The 15,389-nt window shown below is 42.7% G+C and carries 14 protein-coding genes and 2 pseudogenes; 4 read left to right on the forward strand and 12 right to left on the reverse strand.

The features are described from left to right. Window positions 1–230 precede the first annotated feature (230 nt). Window positions 231–644, forward strand: a complete 414-nt coding sequence (locus tag V7L05_RS11185; RefSeq protein WP_334948355.1) for a hypothetical protein — start codon at window positions 231–233, stop codon at window positions 642–644. A 191-nt stretch (window positions 645–835) separates the two neighbouring features. On the opposite strand, the gene V7L05_RS11190 is transcribed toward V7L05_RS11185, so the two are convergent. Next, window positions 836–1,582: a creatininase family protein gene (locus V7L05_RS11190; protein ID WP_335164220.1), complete on the reverse strand. Its 747-nt coding sequence runs from the start codon at window positions 1,580–1,582 to the stop codon at window positions 836–838. A gap of 127 nt (window positions 1,583–1,709) precedes the next feature. Between V7L05_RS11190 and V7L05_RS11195 the strand changes: the two genes are divergently transcribed. After that, complete coding sequence (locus V7L05_RS11195; RefSeq protein ID WP_335164221.1) at window positions 1,710–1,964, forward strand: hypothetical protein; 255 nt, start codon at window positions 1,710–1,712, stop codon at window positions 1,962–1,964. 367 nt (window positions 1,965–2,331) lie between these two features. Here the strand turns inward: V7L05_RS11195 and V7L05_RS11200 are convergent. Together V7L05_RS11200 and V7L05_RS11205 are read right to left on the reverse strand one after the other, a co-directional pair. After that, window positions 2,332–2,605 (reverse strand): annotated as a pseudogene (locus V7L05_RS11200) (cupin domain-containing protein). Window positions 2,606–2,627: 22 nt separating this feature from the next. Next, window positions 2,628–2,987, reverse strand: coding sequence for a Mo-dependent nitrogenase C-terminal domain-containing protein (locus tag V7L05_RS11205; protein WP_335164222.1), 360 nt, complete (start codon window positions 2,985–2,987; stop codon window positions 2,628–2,630). Window positions 2,988–3,771: 784 nt separating this feature from the next. Here V7L05_RS11205 and V7L05_RS11210 point away from each other — a divergent pair. Continuing rightward, on the forward strand, window positions 3,772–6,432 hold the full coding sequence (locus tag V7L05_RS11210; RefSeq protein WP_335164223.1) for a sensor histidine kinase: 2,661 nt from the start codon (window positions 3,772–3,774) through the stop codon (window positions 6,430–6,432). Window positions 6,433–6,801: 369 nt separating this feature from the next. Here the strand turns inward: V7L05_RS11210 and V7L05_RS11215 are convergent, their stop codons facing one another. From V7L05_RS11215 to V7L05_RS11240, 6 genes and pseudogenes are all read right to left on the reverse strand, one after another. Continuing rightward, the gene (locus V7L05_RS11215; RefSeq protein ID WP_335164224.1) at window positions 6,802–7,557 is read right to left on the reverse strand and encodes a superoxide dismutase; all 756 of its coding nucleotides are present in this window, start codon (window positions 7,555–7,557) and stop codon (window positions 6,802–6,804) included. A 113-nt stretch (window positions 7,558–7,670) separates the two neighbouring features. Then, window positions 7,671–8,777, reverse strand: a complete 1,107-nt coding sequence (locus V7L05_RS11220) for an ABC transporter ATP-binding protein (protein WP_335164225.1) — start codon at window positions 8,775–8,777, stop codon at window positions 7,671–7,673. Between the two features lie 56 nt (window positions 8,778–8,833). After that, window positions 8,834–9,100: a hypothetical protein gene (locus V7L05_RS11225; RefSeq protein WP_335164226.1), complete on the reverse strand. Its 267-nt coding sequence runs from the start codon at window positions 9,098–9,100 to the stop codon at window positions 8,834–8,836. After that, window positions 9,087–9,359 (reverse strand): BrnT family toxin, encoded by a 273-nt coding sequence (locus V7L05_RS11230; protein ID WP_335164227.1) that lies wholly within the window; start codon window positions 9,357–9,359, stop codon window positions 9,087–9,089. The genes V7L05_RS11225 and V7L05_RS11230 overlap by 14 nt, the downstream gene beginning before the upstream one ends. A gap of 7 nt (window positions 9,360–9,366) precedes the next feature. Further along, a pseudogene (locus V7L05_RS11235) lies at window positions 9,367–9,580 on the reverse strand (type II toxin-antitoxin system HicB family antitoxin). Between the two features lie 25 nt (window positions 9,581–9,605). Next, the gene (locus V7L05_RS11240; RefSeq protein ID WP_335164228.1) at window positions 9,606–10,334 is read right to left on the reverse strand and encodes a GUN4 domain-containing protein; all 729 of its coding nucleotides are present in this window, start codon (window positions 10,332–10,334) and stop codon (window positions 9,606–9,608) included. Window positions 10,335–10,609: 275 nt separating this feature from the next. On the opposite strand from V7L05_RS11240, the gene V7L05_RS11245 reads away from it, so the two are divergent. Continuing rightward, on the forward strand, window positions 10,610–12,031 hold the full coding sequence (locus V7L05_RS11245; RefSeq protein WP_335164229.1) for an NADP-dependent isocitrate dehydrogenase: 1,422 nt from the start codon (window positions 10,610–10,612) through the stop codon (window positions 12,029–12,031). A gap of 280 nt (window positions 12,032–12,311) precedes the next feature. On the opposite strand, the gene V7L05_RS11250 is transcribed toward V7L05_RS11245, so the two are convergent. From V7L05_RS11250 to V7L05_RS11260, 3 genes are all read right to left on the reverse strand, one after another. Continuing rightward, window positions 12,312–12,770: a cupin domain-containing protein gene (locus V7L05_RS11250; RefSeq protein WP_335164230.1), complete on the reverse strand. Its 459-nt coding sequence runs from the start codon at window positions 12,768–12,770 to the stop codon at window positions 12,312–12,314. 673 nt (window positions 12,771–13,443) lie between these two features. Continuing rightward, window positions 13,444–14,505, reverse strand: a complete 1,062-nt coding sequence (gene mtnA / locus V7L05_RS11255) for an S-methyl-5-thioribose-1-phosphate isomerase (RefSeq protein WP_335164231.1) — start codon at window positions 14,503–14,505, stop codon at window positions 13,444–13,446. A 462-nt stretch (window positions 14,506–14,967) separates the two neighbouring features. Further along, window positions 14,968–15,339, reverse strand: a complete 372-nt coding sequence (locus V7L05_RS11260; RefSeq protein WP_335164232.1) for a hypothetical protein — start codon at window positions 15,337–15,339, stop codon at window positions 14,968–14,970. Window positions 15,340–15,389: the final 50 nt, after the last annotated feature.

The raw sequence follows: 15,389 nt of genomic DNA on the forward strand, positions 1-15,389 counted from the left end.
CCGCTCCTGTACCCCTACGGGGAAGCAAGCTATTTGAAAAGAAGGGAAGGAGGAAGTTCTCACAAGAGCGGCAAGCCTTCTAGCGAGCCTCTATGCCACCATTGGTTATGCTATTCATCGCTAGCGGATCACTCAACAAACTAGTTGTTCGCTACGGTCTATCGTGATGAATACCGAGGCGGAATTTATTTAAGGTATCGAAGATTATTGTAACGAGAGGATGGGTAACATTGACTTCTAACATACTTTCACAAAGAATACGTCAACATCAATATCTGCGTGATTTACGAAACAAATTACTCCACCTTCACAAGATGTTGCTGGAAACAGAACGCATTGCCTACGAACAGGTTAGTGGACGAGTATCAAGCGGAGAACTTCTTCAGCTGGTTATCGCTCATGAACAATTTGCTTGGCTACATCGCATTTCTGAGGTGGTTGTGCAAGTTGATGAAATGCTCGAAGCAGATGAACCGATAGCACTGGACGATTTCCAAAAGTTGATTGCTGATGTCCGCACGCTGATTGTACCGTTAGAAACGGGTAATACCTTCGAGAGAAAGTATTACAATGCTCTCCAGCGCGAACCTGGTGCTGTGTTGGCACATGCGGAGATATCAAGGTTTCTCACGTCTGAGGTTTAACAAACAGAATTCAGTAGTCAGGAGCCAGAATTCAGAATTTAATGGTGTATGAGTGGCGGATGAATAAAGAGGTTTTAATCCCCCACTGATTGATTCCGGCCGGAGGCGGAGCAATCCAAAGCTCCGCTCGTGAATTCTGACGCCTCGGCGGAGCAATCCAAAGCTCCGCTCCTGAATTCTTCTTCAATATGTCAATCTGCGTTTAAAAATTCCAAATACCCATTGCTAAGTTCTTTCACCGCCAAGTCATAAAATTGCTTACCGTGTTCAGGCGTTGCTAAAGCTGGATTTGATCCCATGCGTCCATCTGGATAACGCACTCGAAAGTCTACTGCACTATAAATCCTGTGTCCGCTTGCAACTTCTGGTGAAAGGGGTGCTTGCTTAATCGCCTCTGGATAAACATACTGCGTTAGCGCAACTTCACTTGGGGTTGCATGAGAACCTTCTTGATCCCCATATAATTCTTTGGCTAGTTTATATACAGAACCGCACATAAACCAGTTTGCCACTTGACATTGCACCTGTTGAGCATTAGCAATCTGTAAATCTTCTAAGTGCGCGTAAGTTTCTGAGAAAGCCGCTTTGAGAGTGGCGATGTTACCGCCGTGTCCGTTAAGAAAGTAGAACTTACTAAAACCAGCTTTGGCTAAACAAGTTACATAATCTCGCACTACTTGAATCAAAGTGCTGGGACGCAGACTGATTGTGCCAGGAAAGGAAGTATGATGTAGTGCCATCCCCACATTGATTGTAGGCCCAACGATCGCTTGGGTTGCATCACCTACACCAGATGCGATCGCTTCTGCACAAATAGCATCAGTACCAATTAACCCCGTTGGCCCATGTTGTTCTGTGGAACCAATAGGAAAAATAATACCCTTTGACTGCTGTAAATAAGCTTCGACTTCTTGCCAAGTACTTAAATGCAGTAACATTTTTGATGATTTTCCTCAATAAAATTGCGGTGGGACGAAACCTTTTTCTGCTAAACAGCATCTTCTATAATTAAACTCCCACTAACATGATTATGAACTCTCTGGATTTTCTCTGGCGGGGATCGTTATGAAATCCCATCATCTCTGCCAAACTTTTATCGGTTTAACTGTAGGCTTTTTGTTGATCAATAGTATTTATAGTCCTTCTGCTGTGGCGGGACGCTATGTTTTAAATCAAACGCCTCAAACAATCGAGCGCTATTTTGGTCGTTATATTACCAACAAACCAATAGCGATACCGTTACCTATACCTATGCTCCACAAGGCTTTAGACGGCTATTTCCTCAGTTTACTAAAAGCAATTTCTCTATCATCTTTGTGAACAATCAGGTCAAGTATATCAAATTAAATTTCAACAGTGATTTTTATCAATACTCAGGAAATTATAATTACGATCAAGCTGAATCAGTAAAATTTTACAACTATATTTTTAGTTATCAACCACCAATCTGGCAAGAACTTTCTGCCAAATTTGGGGGAAATGAGACTATCTATTTCGATGAATACTGTTTAGGGGATGGAGTTGCAACGAGTTTCGACAGATATGGATATAAGCAATTTACCGATTCTGCCACTTTATCCTATGACACTCGCTGCGAACCCCCCGATAGTAGAAATCCAAATTAAGTTATGAGATGTTGGTCTTCTGGATCATCAAGAAAACAAAGGGGATCAATGTTGAATCTTGACTAATCAAAGTAATAATGCTTTTTGACGTTAATTGTAATTTCCCATATACAAGACATACCAGCGGGAAAAATCACTAAATCGCCTTCACCCATTTGCACTGGTTGTCCACCATCAGGAGTAACAACTACATCACCTGCCAAAAAGTAGCAAGTTTCTTGAGAATCATAAGTCCAAGGGAATTTGGAAACTTCCTTTTTCCAAATTTCCCATTTATAAACACCCAATTCATTGAGATATTCAAGCCTTAAGTTGATGCTCAATTTTAATTTCCATATTGTGTTTTTTCTAGTTATGTTTAGCAGTAGGATTGAATATCCTCTCCACACTGATCTACTAGATAACACAAAGCGCGAAAACGCAAGTAGACAAGTTCGTTATAAAGCGGATTGAGTTTGCACATTGGTGGAATGTGGCCTATTTTGCGACCAAAAACCGTGATATCACGCTCGAATGGACACTGGGCGGGAATCAGTTTAGCAATAAATTTGGCTAATTTCCGATTCTGAATCTCAATTTTGTCGAGCCGTTGACGTAATGGTTGCAATAAATCTAGCTTATGTTGAGCAAATTGCTTTTTACTACCTGTTTGATTCCTTTCTTCAAAAGGTTTAATAAAAGCAGGCAGAAAAATACGCTGATTATTTATTTTAAGCATAGTTGTAGGCAAGGTTTTCCTTGTGTAGATGAACTATTTGCCGATTAGGAATCTTACCATGTAATATGTCTGGTCAATTTGCATTGTGCTTGTAAACTCAGAAGCAAAGTAAGCAGAATGCAAATAATTTACATGGATCTTTGGGGGGAGAAATGGTTTAACTAATTGTTATTTAAACCCACCAAATGATCAAGAACTGTCCCGTTAAATACAAAATAACAAAGAAAATATAAAAATGGCATTTCTTTAACTTATGAATTTCTAATCTGGAAGATAGTAATCTTATATATTAGATATAAATCCCTGGTTGGGAAACTGCCTAGTATCTAGAGATGTAGTTTATGGCAGATAAACACAGTTTTGTTCTGACCCCATATACATTTTGCTAGGATTAGCTGCTAATATCTCTCCATTTTAGGGTATTGAATATCCATAAATTTGTCTGATATACTACGCAAATTAACCGTGGCAGATTGAGGGTTTAAATTTAAACGTATAGCCGCTTCGCGTGACCGCAGGGTAGGGGCGTAGAGGTACGCAGAGTTTTTTAAGAGTATTCGCTACGAACTTGCAAAATTCTGCACTTAGTCCCTTTGAAGATCGGAATATTTGGCTGGTGAAATCTACAGGTGCAGTTAACTAACGTTTTGTTCTTTTGCCAGAAGTGGTATATTGGCACTTGACCCGACCGAGTATAAACTATGCATAAGCCCACAGAACAGCGAAGTCGAGGTGTTGTACTCAGTACTAGAGGACACTCAGGGGTAGCAGGGAGAGTGGGCAGATGAACAAAAATACTGGGCAAGATGGTCTTTTTTCCCTGTTTAAAGGCGTACCCCTAAGTTGCATCCTCGTAGGATTGTTCGTGCTGCAAATCATCCTAGCTGTGGGATTGACTGCATATTTATCAATCAGCAACGGGCAAAAAGCAGTCAATGAGGTGGCTAGCGAATTGCGCCGTGAAGTTGCCAATGGAGTCGAGCAGAATTTACAAACTTATCTGTCAACCCCGCGTCAGGTACTACGTAGTAATCAAAATATCATTGATATGGGGTTGCTGAAGATAGAGAATCTTGCAACCTGGGAACCATATTTAATCGAGCAGTTAAAGATTTTTCCAGATGCGTTGGCCTTAACGGCAAGCAATGAACAGCAAGAATACTTAGCGGTCCAGAAGCTCAACGATCGCCAATTTTTGCTCAGAAAAGCCTCTAAGTCAACTGGGTACGATCTCTACACTTATAGAATTGACTCTCAAGGTCAACGTACCCAACTACCAGAGGTGATCAAAAACTATGATCCGCGATCGCGTCCTGATTATCAAACGGCAGTTACCGCTAAAAAATTCAGCTTTAGTCAGATTTTTACACCCCTGACTGAACCAACACTCTTCATTAGTGCATCTCAACCCATTTATAACTCGCAAGGTGAGTTACTGGGAGTCAACAGCACTCTAACTCACTTATCACAAATTGGGGATTTGCTGCAAAATATCAAAGTTGGTAAGTCTGGGCAAATTTTTATTATCGAGCGATCGGGGCTATTAGTAGCAAGTTCTACAACGGAAGAACCATTCCGCTTACAAAATGGTAAACCAATTAGGTTCACAGCTTCCCAGAGCGGGAATTCTTTTACTCAAGCAACTGCTAAATATTTAGCAACTAAATTTAGTAACTTTGACCAGATTCAAAGTTTACAGCAACTAGATTTCTCCTTTGAGGGCAAACGACAATTTTTAGAGGTTAGACCGTTACAGGGCGAACCAAATGTCAACTGGTTGATTGTGGTAGCTGTTCCAGAAGCAGACTTTATGGGGCAGATTGATCGCAACATTCAAACGACAATTTTTGTCTGTCTGGGAGCATTGGGACTAGCTACTTTATTGGGGATTCTCATCGCCCGTTGGATAACTCAGCCAATTTTGGACTTCAGCACGGCGACAAAAGATTTAGCTGATTTTACTAATGGCGAAGATTCGGTGGTGAAAGTACAGGGCATTAAAGAACTAGAGGTGCTGGGTGAATCTTTCAACGAGATGGCGCAGCAGTTACGCAAAATTCTTACTACACTGACTACCAAAAATCAAGAGTTAGAATTGCAAGTTAAGCAGCGAACTCAAGAATTACAGCAAGAGATTCAAGAACGCATTAACAGTGAGCGAAGACTAGGACAACATAATCGAGTACTGGCAGAACTGGCAAATCACAAAGCGGTTTTTGAAGGAAATCTGGAAACAGCATTTAAAGTGATCACCGAAAAAGCAGCGAATGCCTTAGAAGTAGAGCGAGTGGGTGTATGGTTATTTAATAGCGATGCCTACGGCGGGCTGCGCCAACGCACCAAACTACAATGTATAAGTCTCTATGAACGTAGTAAACAGAGACATTCGACAGGTCTAGAACGCAACCTTGCAGATTATCCAATCTACTTTAAAGCTCTGGCGGCTGCCCATACCATCACCATCACCGACACTCGCACCGATCCCCGCGTACAAGAATTATGGAATGAACTACTAGAACCAAATAATATTGTATCCCTAATTGATACCGAGCTTTGGGTTGACGGCGAAGTAGTGGGAACAGTATTGTATGAGCAGATTGGTATTAAGAGGACATGGGAACTGAGTGAGCAAAACTTCGTTAGCTCAATCGCGGAATTTGTCGCCCTGACTTTAGAAATATGCGATCGCATACGGGCAGAATCCGCTCTGCGTGAGGCTAAAGAGGTGGCCGAAATGGCAAATCGTGCCAAAAGTACCTTTTTAAAAAACATCAGCGATGAATTGAGAACTCCCTTAAAGTCAATTCTAGAAATCACAGAGTCACTCCAAAATCAAGTGTACGGTCTTGTGAGTGAAGAACAGCGCCAGTCCTTAAATATCCTCGAATCCAGTGGTAAGAACCTACTAGAATTGATTAACCAGATCCTTGACCTTACCGACATCGAATCCAGCAAAATAGAACTGCAACTAGCTACTACTTCGATTCGGGGATTATGTGACTCCAGCCTAAGTTTTGTCAAACATCTGGCGTTCCAGAAAAATATCCACCTGAGTCTACAAATACCGGAAGAACTCGAACCCATCCAAGTTGATGAACGGCGCATCCGCCAAGTATTTATCAACTTGTTGACTAACGCTATCAAGTTTACTAAAGAAGGAGGCAAAGTCTGGATTGAAGTCCAGCCAAATTTCACAAATCAATATATCTTTTTCAGCGTGGTAGATACAGGTATTGGGATGCTTTCCGATGACCTTTTCAAATTATTTCAACCTTTTATGCAAGTTGAAAATGCCTCTACCCGACGTTCAACAGGCAGTGGTTTAGGATTAGTGATGGTGCAAAAAATTGTCGAGTTGCACGGTGGGACTGTCCATGCCGAAAGTCAGTTAGGGAAAGGCAGTCGATTTACAATCAAACTTCCTTGGAAAAAGGTGGGGGAGTAGGGAGTGGGGAGTAGGGAGTGGGGAGTTAGAATTAATTATTAATTTCACATCAAAAAAATGGCAGCAGAATGTTGTTTCTGTTGCCAGTTTTTAAGCGTCCATAATTCAATACGGTTTAGTTAAAAAAAATTTCCTTCTCTCTCTTCTCTCTCTTCTCTCTCTGTGTCCTCTGCGCCTCTGCGGTTCGTAAAAAAATAACTTTGACAAAGAGTGCTAGCCTTAATACCATTTCACACAAACCCTGATACATATAGATTTCTCGTAGGGGCACAGCATTGCTGTGCCCCTACCAACGTATTTGTATCATTATTAAAGTAAAACGGTATAACTGAAGCATATTAGCCTATAACTCTAAATTGTTATCTAGTTTCAGGCAAGTTTACTTGCGGCTGCAAACCGCTTATTAATCTCCTCCCAATTAACCACATTCCACCAAGCATCTAAATAATCGGTGCGGCGATTCTGGTAATTGAGATAATACGCATGTTCCCATACGTCATTACCCAAGATGGGATATTTGCCTTCACTTAAGGGACTATCTTGATTAGCTGTAGTTGCTACTTCCAACTTGCCAACTTTGTTACGCACTAGCCAAACCCAACCACTACCAAAACGACCCGCACCAGCTTCGTTAAACTGTTTTTTGAAAGCTGCAAAAGAGCCAAAATTTTGATTAATCGCGGCGGCTATATCTCCTGTTGGTTCTCCCCCACCTTTCGGCTTCATAATTGTCCAGAACATTGAGTGGTTGACATGACCACCGCCATTATTGCGTACTACTTTGCGAATATCTTCTGGTACATTGTCAAGTTTTTGCAACAGTTCTTCAACAGTTTTGCCTTTGAGTTCTGGATGTTTGTTTAAGGCCGCATTCAGGTTTTTGACATAAGTTGCATGGTGTTTATCGTGGTGAAACTGCATCGTTTTAGCATCGATGTGTGGTTCCAGTGCTTCGTAGGCGTAAGGTAAAGGCGGTAGTTGGATAGCCCCTGTTGTATTTGGTGTTGTGTCGGGAGTTGCAATGTTTGCCTTAGGAGATTTCTCTGCCAATGCACAAGCATCTAATGCAAAAGTACCCGCACCTGCTGTAAGTAAGAACAAGAAATGGCGTCGATTAATAGTCATATAAGTTTTTGCAGCGAATCCATTAACTCTCTATTGCAGTTTTTATTTTCTTAGATTATGGCGACAAAAAATTGGGAATTGGCGATTATTTCACACATCTTCTAAAGTCACACTCACTCATGAGGTAAGATTCTGTCGCCAGTTTTGGGATCAAAGACAAACAAATGATTTAAATCGAGTTGTAGAGAAAGGCGATCGCCTGAACGCAAACGCACATCCCCGCCCACCTGAATATTCAACACTACCGCCGAACCAGGTAAACCAGCCCGAATCAAAGTTTCCCTTCCCAAAGGTTCCACGACTTTAACTTGAACTGATAACAATCCTGAGTTTTGAGTACTAAGTTCTGAATCAGTGTTGATTTTTATATGCTCTGGACGAATCCCCAAATCAAAATTGTGTCCCTGACGCAACTGGAATTTTTCTTTCACAACTGCTGGAATTGCTAATAACTGTTCACTGATATCAAAACCGTTATTTTCATAGATTGCAGGCAAAATATTCATTGGCGGACTGCCTAAAAAACTTGCCACCATCTGATTAGCAGGACTTGCATAAATAGTTTGAGGATCGCCGATTTGTTGAATCCGCCCGCGATTTAGCACGACAATTTTATCAGCCAAAGTCATCGCTTCAACTTGATCGTGGGTGACGTAAATAGTTGTAATACCTAATTCTTGATGTAGCTGTTTCAATTCTGCCCTGGTATCATCGCGCAATTGGGCATCTAAATTAGATAAAGGTTCATCAAGTAAAAACACTTGTGGTTCACGAGCGATCGCTCTCCCTAATGCTACCCGTTGTTGCTGTCCCCCAGAGAGTTGTTTGGGTTTACGATCCAGCAGGTGATCCAGAGAAAGCGATCGCGCCACATTCATCACCCGTTCTTGAATGATTTTCCGGTCAACCTGACGCATTTGCAAGCCAAAGCCGATGTTTTGCGCCACACTCATATGAGGATAGAGAGCGTAGTTTTGGAAGACCATCGCCACATCCCGTTGTCTGGCTGGGATATTATTCACCAAGCGATCGCCAATAAATAGTTTACCAGATGTGGCAGTTTCTAAACCCGCGATCGTTCGCAAAATTGTCGACTTACCACAACCCGATGGCCCGACTAAAACCCAAAACTCGCCATCAGGAATTTCAAAGGTAATGTCCTCAATAGCGGTGACGTTATTGAATCTACGCTTAATGTCTTCTAAACGAACGTTTGCCATTATCCAATTTGATATTTTCAGTTTGGGATCTGCGCCAAGTAACCTCCAACTCAGCACTAGGGGCTTTTATCCGCCCCCTCTGAGGAACTGTGAGGCTGCTTTGTAAGTGTAGAAACTTGTTTGTCCTGCACAACTCTAATTAGAAATCTTAGAGCCTCATTGACGGCATCGGCATTAGGAAAAACCTCTGCAACATCAGGTTCTAAACGAATTGTTGTCTTACCAAAGCTCTTTCGTTCAGGGCCGAACTTTCTCACCCTTAAACTCTTTAAGTCATACTCTGATCGCAGATCATCTTCCATTTCTGGCTTACCCTTCTTCATAGGCTTCTCGCTCGGATCGCGTTACTTCTCTTGCGCTAATGAGACGAATCGAATTTCCTCTCTCCGTATATGACGTGATGATTAACCGTCCCCGACTTGACTCTCCAATAATCAGGTAACGCTCCTCATTATCAGAGTGGTCTGGATCATATAAGTCAACATAGAGCGGATCATCGAAAACAGTTTTGGCTTCTTCAAATGAAACCTGATGTTTTAAAAGATTTATTGTCGCTTTGTTTTCGTCCCACTCAAACTTCATGCAATTATCAAATCACTACCTTTTGAATACCTCCAAATTCTGGTATTTTTTCATTTTGTTTCTAAACAAAGTTCAATTACTTCTTTCATATTAGCCATCAACTCATCAATTGTTTCTCCCTGACTGTAACAGGCTTTTAGCTGAGGGACTTCTCCGACATAGTAGCCATCTTCATCCCGTTCAATGATCACGTAGAATTCTCGGTTGTTGGGATTGATCATAATCTATTTGTACGTAGGCTCAAAATCATTTTTCTGAATCCTTCAACCAAGCTGGGTGAGAGAGTAAAGAAGCAAAGACTCGTACCCCGCGAAGTTGATTAGAGAGGGGTAAGTGACCTCTCGGCGCACTCAAATCCCAGGTAAACTCGTTAGGGTATCGCGTCCAGGTATTACCTGCTTTCCAGCCAATTTTCGGCCAGAAATTCTCCCAATTTTTACCCAAACTTAACCAGATTTCTCGCTGGACTGAAAAGCCAAATTTACCTTCGGAGTGGACTAACCAGAGGTTGTTAATGGTTTGTAAGTCAATAGCCGAGGTATTTTCCACCTCAGTAAAATACAACCATTTTCGTTGTACAGCCGTTGTCCCTGATAGTTCACACATTTTTTCTATGGTGACGCGATCGGCTGCTTGGAAGTCTTGAACAGCCAGTAGTTGTTGCAAAGAATTGTAGTTAATGCCGCAGTCTGATTTTAGAGGTACAATTCCCTCAGGAAAACAGGAGCGCAGAAATTCTTTGACTTGAGGTGCATCAGAGTTATAAAGGACTTGGTAAGCTTTGCCATCAACCCAAGTCGCTGGGTTCTCACGTCGTTTCAGTAAAAATTCCATCAACACGTCTAATCCCTCATTACCCAATTCAGCTAACTGTGGGATTATCTGTTGTTGGACTTTTTCAGACCCAGCGATTAACGGTCGTCGGAGGGAGTCGATGTCATTTGCAGGGTCTGATAAAATCATTGGGTCTGTCATGCCATTCTCGTGTTAGCGGTCAGTGAAAGAGTGGTAAGCTATCGGGCATTCTCCAAGGCGAATCACTGATAGCGAAAAGTAGTTTACTATTTTTGATCGTACAAAATTGCGATCGCTTCACTCAATCCCACACTTAATCCCCAAATAAGGTACAAGGAGAATAGGGGGAAAATCTGCGCTTCATGCTTTGGTAAACAAAAGACACAGCAACATATACAAGCCTGCTAGATAAGGATTTTTTGACTAGCAGCGTATCGATTAGGAGTGTGTGAACTATGTACGACAAGATTACCCCCCCCGCAGCCGGAGCAAAAATCACCTTCAAAAATGGTGAGCCAATCGTACCGGACAATCCAATTATCCCCTTTATTCGTGGCGATGGTACAGGTATAGACATCTGGCCTGCTACCCAAAAGGTGCTAGATGCTGCTGTAGCCAAAGCATATAAGGGTCAGCGTCAAATTAGCTGGTTCAAGGTTTACGCTGGGGACGAAGCGTGCGATTTATACGGTACTTATCAGTATTTACCTCAAGATACTCTCACGGCAATTGAAGAATATGGTGTAGCTATTAAAGGGCCTTTGACTACTCCCGTGGGTGGGGGAATTCGTTCTTTAAATGTGGCGCTGCGGCAAATTTTTGACTTGTATACCTGCGTGCGTCCTTGCCGTTACTATGCAGGTACGCCCTCACCCCACAAAAATCCCGAAAAGCTGGATGTAATTGTTTATCGGGAGAATACGGAAGATATTTATTTAGGGATTGAGTGGCGACAAGGTAGCGAAATCGGCGATCGCTTAATTAAAATTATCAATGAAGAACTGATCCCCGCCACTCCAGAACATGGGAAAAAACGAATTCCTCTTGATTCTGGTATTGGCATCAAACCGATCAGCAAAACTGGTTCTCAGCGTCTAGTCAGACGTGCGATCAAACACGCCTTGCTATTGCCCAAACACAAGCAACAAGTGACTTTGGTGCATAAGGGCAACATTATGAAGTACACCGAAGGCGCTTTCCGCGATTGGGGTTATGAATTAGCAATTAGCGAATTTCGCCCAGAAACTGTCACTGAACGGGAATCTTGGATTTTGAGTAATAAGGAAAAAAATCCGAATATTTCCCTAGAAGAAAACGCCCGCCAGATTGATCCTGGGTTTGATTCTCTCACCGAAGAGAAAAAAGCCGAAATTGTCAAGGAAGTTGAAACTATTCTTAACTCAATTTGGGCAACCCACGGCGATGGCAAATGGAAAGATAAAGTTTTGGTGAATGACCGGATTGCTGACAGTATTTTTCAACAAATCCAAACTAGACCGGATGAGTATTCGATTTTGGCGACGATGAACTTGAACGGCGATTACTTATCTGATGCCGCCGCCGCCATTGTTGGCGGTTTAGGAATGGGGCCAGGGGCAAATATTGGCGATGCTAGTGCCATATTTGAGGCTACCCACGGCACCGCACCCAAACACGCTGGTTTAGATCGGATTAATCCTGGTTCACTGATTTTATCTGGTGTGATGATGCTGGAATTTCTGGGTTGGCAAGAAGCCGCAGACCTAGTTAAGAAAGGTTTAAGCGATGCGATCGCAAATAGTCAAGTCACCTACGATTTAGCCCGGTTGCTAGAACCGCCAGTTGAACCCTTAAAATGTTCTGAATTTGCCGAGGCAATTATTCAGCATTTTGGTTAATTATAGGACTAGTACAGTTCTGCGGAAATAAACCACCCATTCAAAATCAATGAAACGCTTACTCTGTATTCATTTTGAATTTTGAATTCTGAATTTTGAATTCCGCCTTGCGGTACTAGCCCTTTCAAGGTGGGTAAAATTTTTGGATAATAATTGCTCTTTTCTCTGTGTTCTCTGCGTCCCTGTAGTTCAATAAATAACTTTTAAACCGCTCCAGGCACGGAGAACGCAGAGAGGAAAGCAGAGATTTTATCAGTGACCTTGAAAGGGCTAGTCCTACTTACTTAAACCGACAGGATTGGTCTACAGTCGGAGTCTCTTCAAGTTGCACTATGATCAGAACAGCTGGCGCATCGCCTACTGTACCAGATAAGTGGCCTTTCTGACCTTGCGCGTCTGCTTTTGTACCTTGATCTTCTCCAAATGAAATTTCGCCTTCCCCCATCTCGACTCGCTGTCCGTCCATAGTCTCCACAAACCAGCGTCCCGACAAAGGTATGATCCACTGAGGCTTGGGGTTCTCATGCCAGTTGCCAATCCAACCTACAGGTAGCACAGTAAAGGTGATTGTCGCACCAGACTGCTTCAAATTAGAAAGCCACTGCGGCGAGGTATCCGGGGCTATGCCTTTTTCGATGAAGTCCTCAATTTGACAACGGGACTGGTGACTTATCCCGTCGTGGTCAGTCCAGACGTGCCAGTAGTCAATTGTTGGCTTGGGTGATGAATTATTTTGCATGAAAATGGCTCTTTTTGATTGTGGGGTTATCTGACTTTGATTTCGTTTATTCGCTGATAGAGCTAGTGGTCTGTCAAACCCATTTTGACGGTTGGAGAGACGCGATAAATCGCCGTCTCAACAGAAAATTTATTCGTCAATTATTTCTTGACAGACTACTAGTACCGCTTCGCGTAATTCGTAATTCGTAATTCGTAATTACGTTATAGCAAGGGTTTCAGACATTAGAAATGGGTGGCTTATTTACGCCGTGCTGTAGTAGTAAAGCGATCGTTATTATTTGATAATGCCTGCTTGCACTGGTCTAATACCAATTCTGTATGAAGAATGCGCTAAACCATATTTAAGTACAAGAAAGAAAAACGAACCGCAAAGGACGCAAAGGCAGCGCGTTGCGGGGGTTCCCACGCCACTTGACGCCAGTCGCGACAAGTCGGCAGAGCCGCCCAACGCGCTAGTTAAATAATTCGTAATAACGCTGTAGGAGAGAGATTTAGAGAGAGGTTTTCCATATCCCGTGAAAAGTCAGAATAACGCTCTCTACGAGACGCTAAAAGCGAACGCGGACTCGCTACCGCTACGCTAACGTAATTAAGTTTTGTAACGGAGATTTAGACCCCGCCACAAAACTTGCTGCTTGATAGTTGTTCTTTACTTAAACCCACCGAACTGGTTAAGCGACTTGCTTTACCCGTGATTTTGCTAATTGATCAGGTGCGATCGCTCCATTCTCTGTAATGATGGCTGTAATCAACTCAGCCGGCGTGACATCAAAAGCTGGGTTGTAAAAATCTACACCCGCAGGTGTGAGAATGGTATCGCCAACTTGATAGATTTCAGTTGGTTCGCGTTCTTCAATGGGAATTTTGCTGCCATCGGCTAATGCAAAATCAACGGTAGAAACAGGTGCAGCCACAAAGAAGGGTATATTATGGGCTTTAGCTGCGATCGCTAAACTATACGTACCAATTTTATTAGCAGTGTCGCCATTAGCCGCAATGCGATCGGCACCCACAACTACAGCATGAATCAAACCCTGTTTCATGCAATGGGCTGCCATATTATCAGTAATTAATGTCACGGGAATACCTTCTTGGATACATTCCCAAGTGGTGAGTTTTGCGCCTTGTAAGCGGGGACGGGTTTCATCGGCAAACAAACGTTCTAAACGTCCTTCCCTCCAAGCGGAACGCACAACACCCAAGGCTGTGCCATATCCAGCCGTAGCTAGCGCCCCAGCGTTGCAGTGGGTAAGCAGCGTCAACTTTTCTGGGGTATTAGGTAAGACTGCCAAACCATTGTCGCCGATCGCATGACAAGTTTGCAAATCTTCAATATTAATCGCTTGGGCTGTTTGGAAAAGGGTTTGCTTGATGTCTTCCACAGTTCCCAGCGTTTCGTAGGCGGCTGTCATCATCCGGCTAATTGCCCAAAATAAATTTACTGCCGTCGGACGAGTAGAACGCAACAACTGGGCTACTTTATCTAAGTGTTGCAAAAATTCGTGGCGATCGCTTGTGGCAATTTCCCTTGCACCAAGATATATTCCATATGCCGCAGCCACACCAATTGCCGGCGCACCTCGGACAATCATGGTTTTAATCGCCCGCGCCATATCTTCACTGCGATGAATTTCCACAAATGTATATTCGTTAGGTAAGCGAGTTTGGTCAATTAGTGACACCGAGTTGTTGTGCCAAATAACGGGATAAACTTGGTTTGTAGAAGGTGTCATAGAAAGAAGCCTGACTAAATCCCTTAAAATACCATAAAGTATGATATCAAAACGCTAACAAGTCTTTAATTCAGTTTGGGGGTTTAAGTAAACAGCCTAAGAATGGCAGAACGTTTTGGGTCGGGGTTTGTCTTGCAAAGTTGCTCCTCTACAGCGCTTCTGGTGCGTCCGCAAAGCGATCGCGCATCCTGCGGCGAGGGAGACCCCAAGACCGCAATGCAGCGCTAAATCCTCGTCACAAAACGTAATTGCGAACGCGAGTGCGTGCCGGAGGCTCTATTGCGAATTGGTTTAACAAATTCTGGGGGTTTAAGTAAAGAGCAACTAACAAGCAACAAGTTTTGTGGCGGGGTCTAAATCCTACAAAACTTAATTACGAATTACGAATTACGAATTACGAATTACGAATTACGAATTACGAATTACGAATTACGAATTACGAATTACGAATTACGAATTATTTTAACTCTCTTGATTGCCTCGTCTTAAATAGCGGACTTCTTCTAACAAAATATTAAATCTCTGATCATTTTCTTCTTGTCGTTGCTTTATTAATTCCATATCTCGCTGACTTTGAGCAGCCACTTGTAATAAAGCTTGAACAGTTATCCTCAGACCATCAACACTATCACGCACCTCAGTAACGCTTTCCCGCACCTCAGTAAGACTTTCCCGCAGTTCAGTAACGCTTTCCCGCAGATTTTCTCGTAGTTCCGTAACACTATCACGCACCTCAGTAACGCTTTCCCGCAGTTCAGTAACGCTTTCCCGCAGTTCTGTAACGCTTGAAGCCAATCCATCCACCATCTCATCCGTCCATCTCTCAACCCTCATTTGATTTTTCCAAATTTAATCGAGTTTATTTTTATTCTAATTTATAAGAA

Origin of the sequence: Nostoc sp. (assembly GCF_036917755.1) — a bacterium.
Lineage (GTDB): Bacteria > Cyanobacteriota > Cyanobacteriia > Cyanobacteriales > Nostocaceae > Nostoc.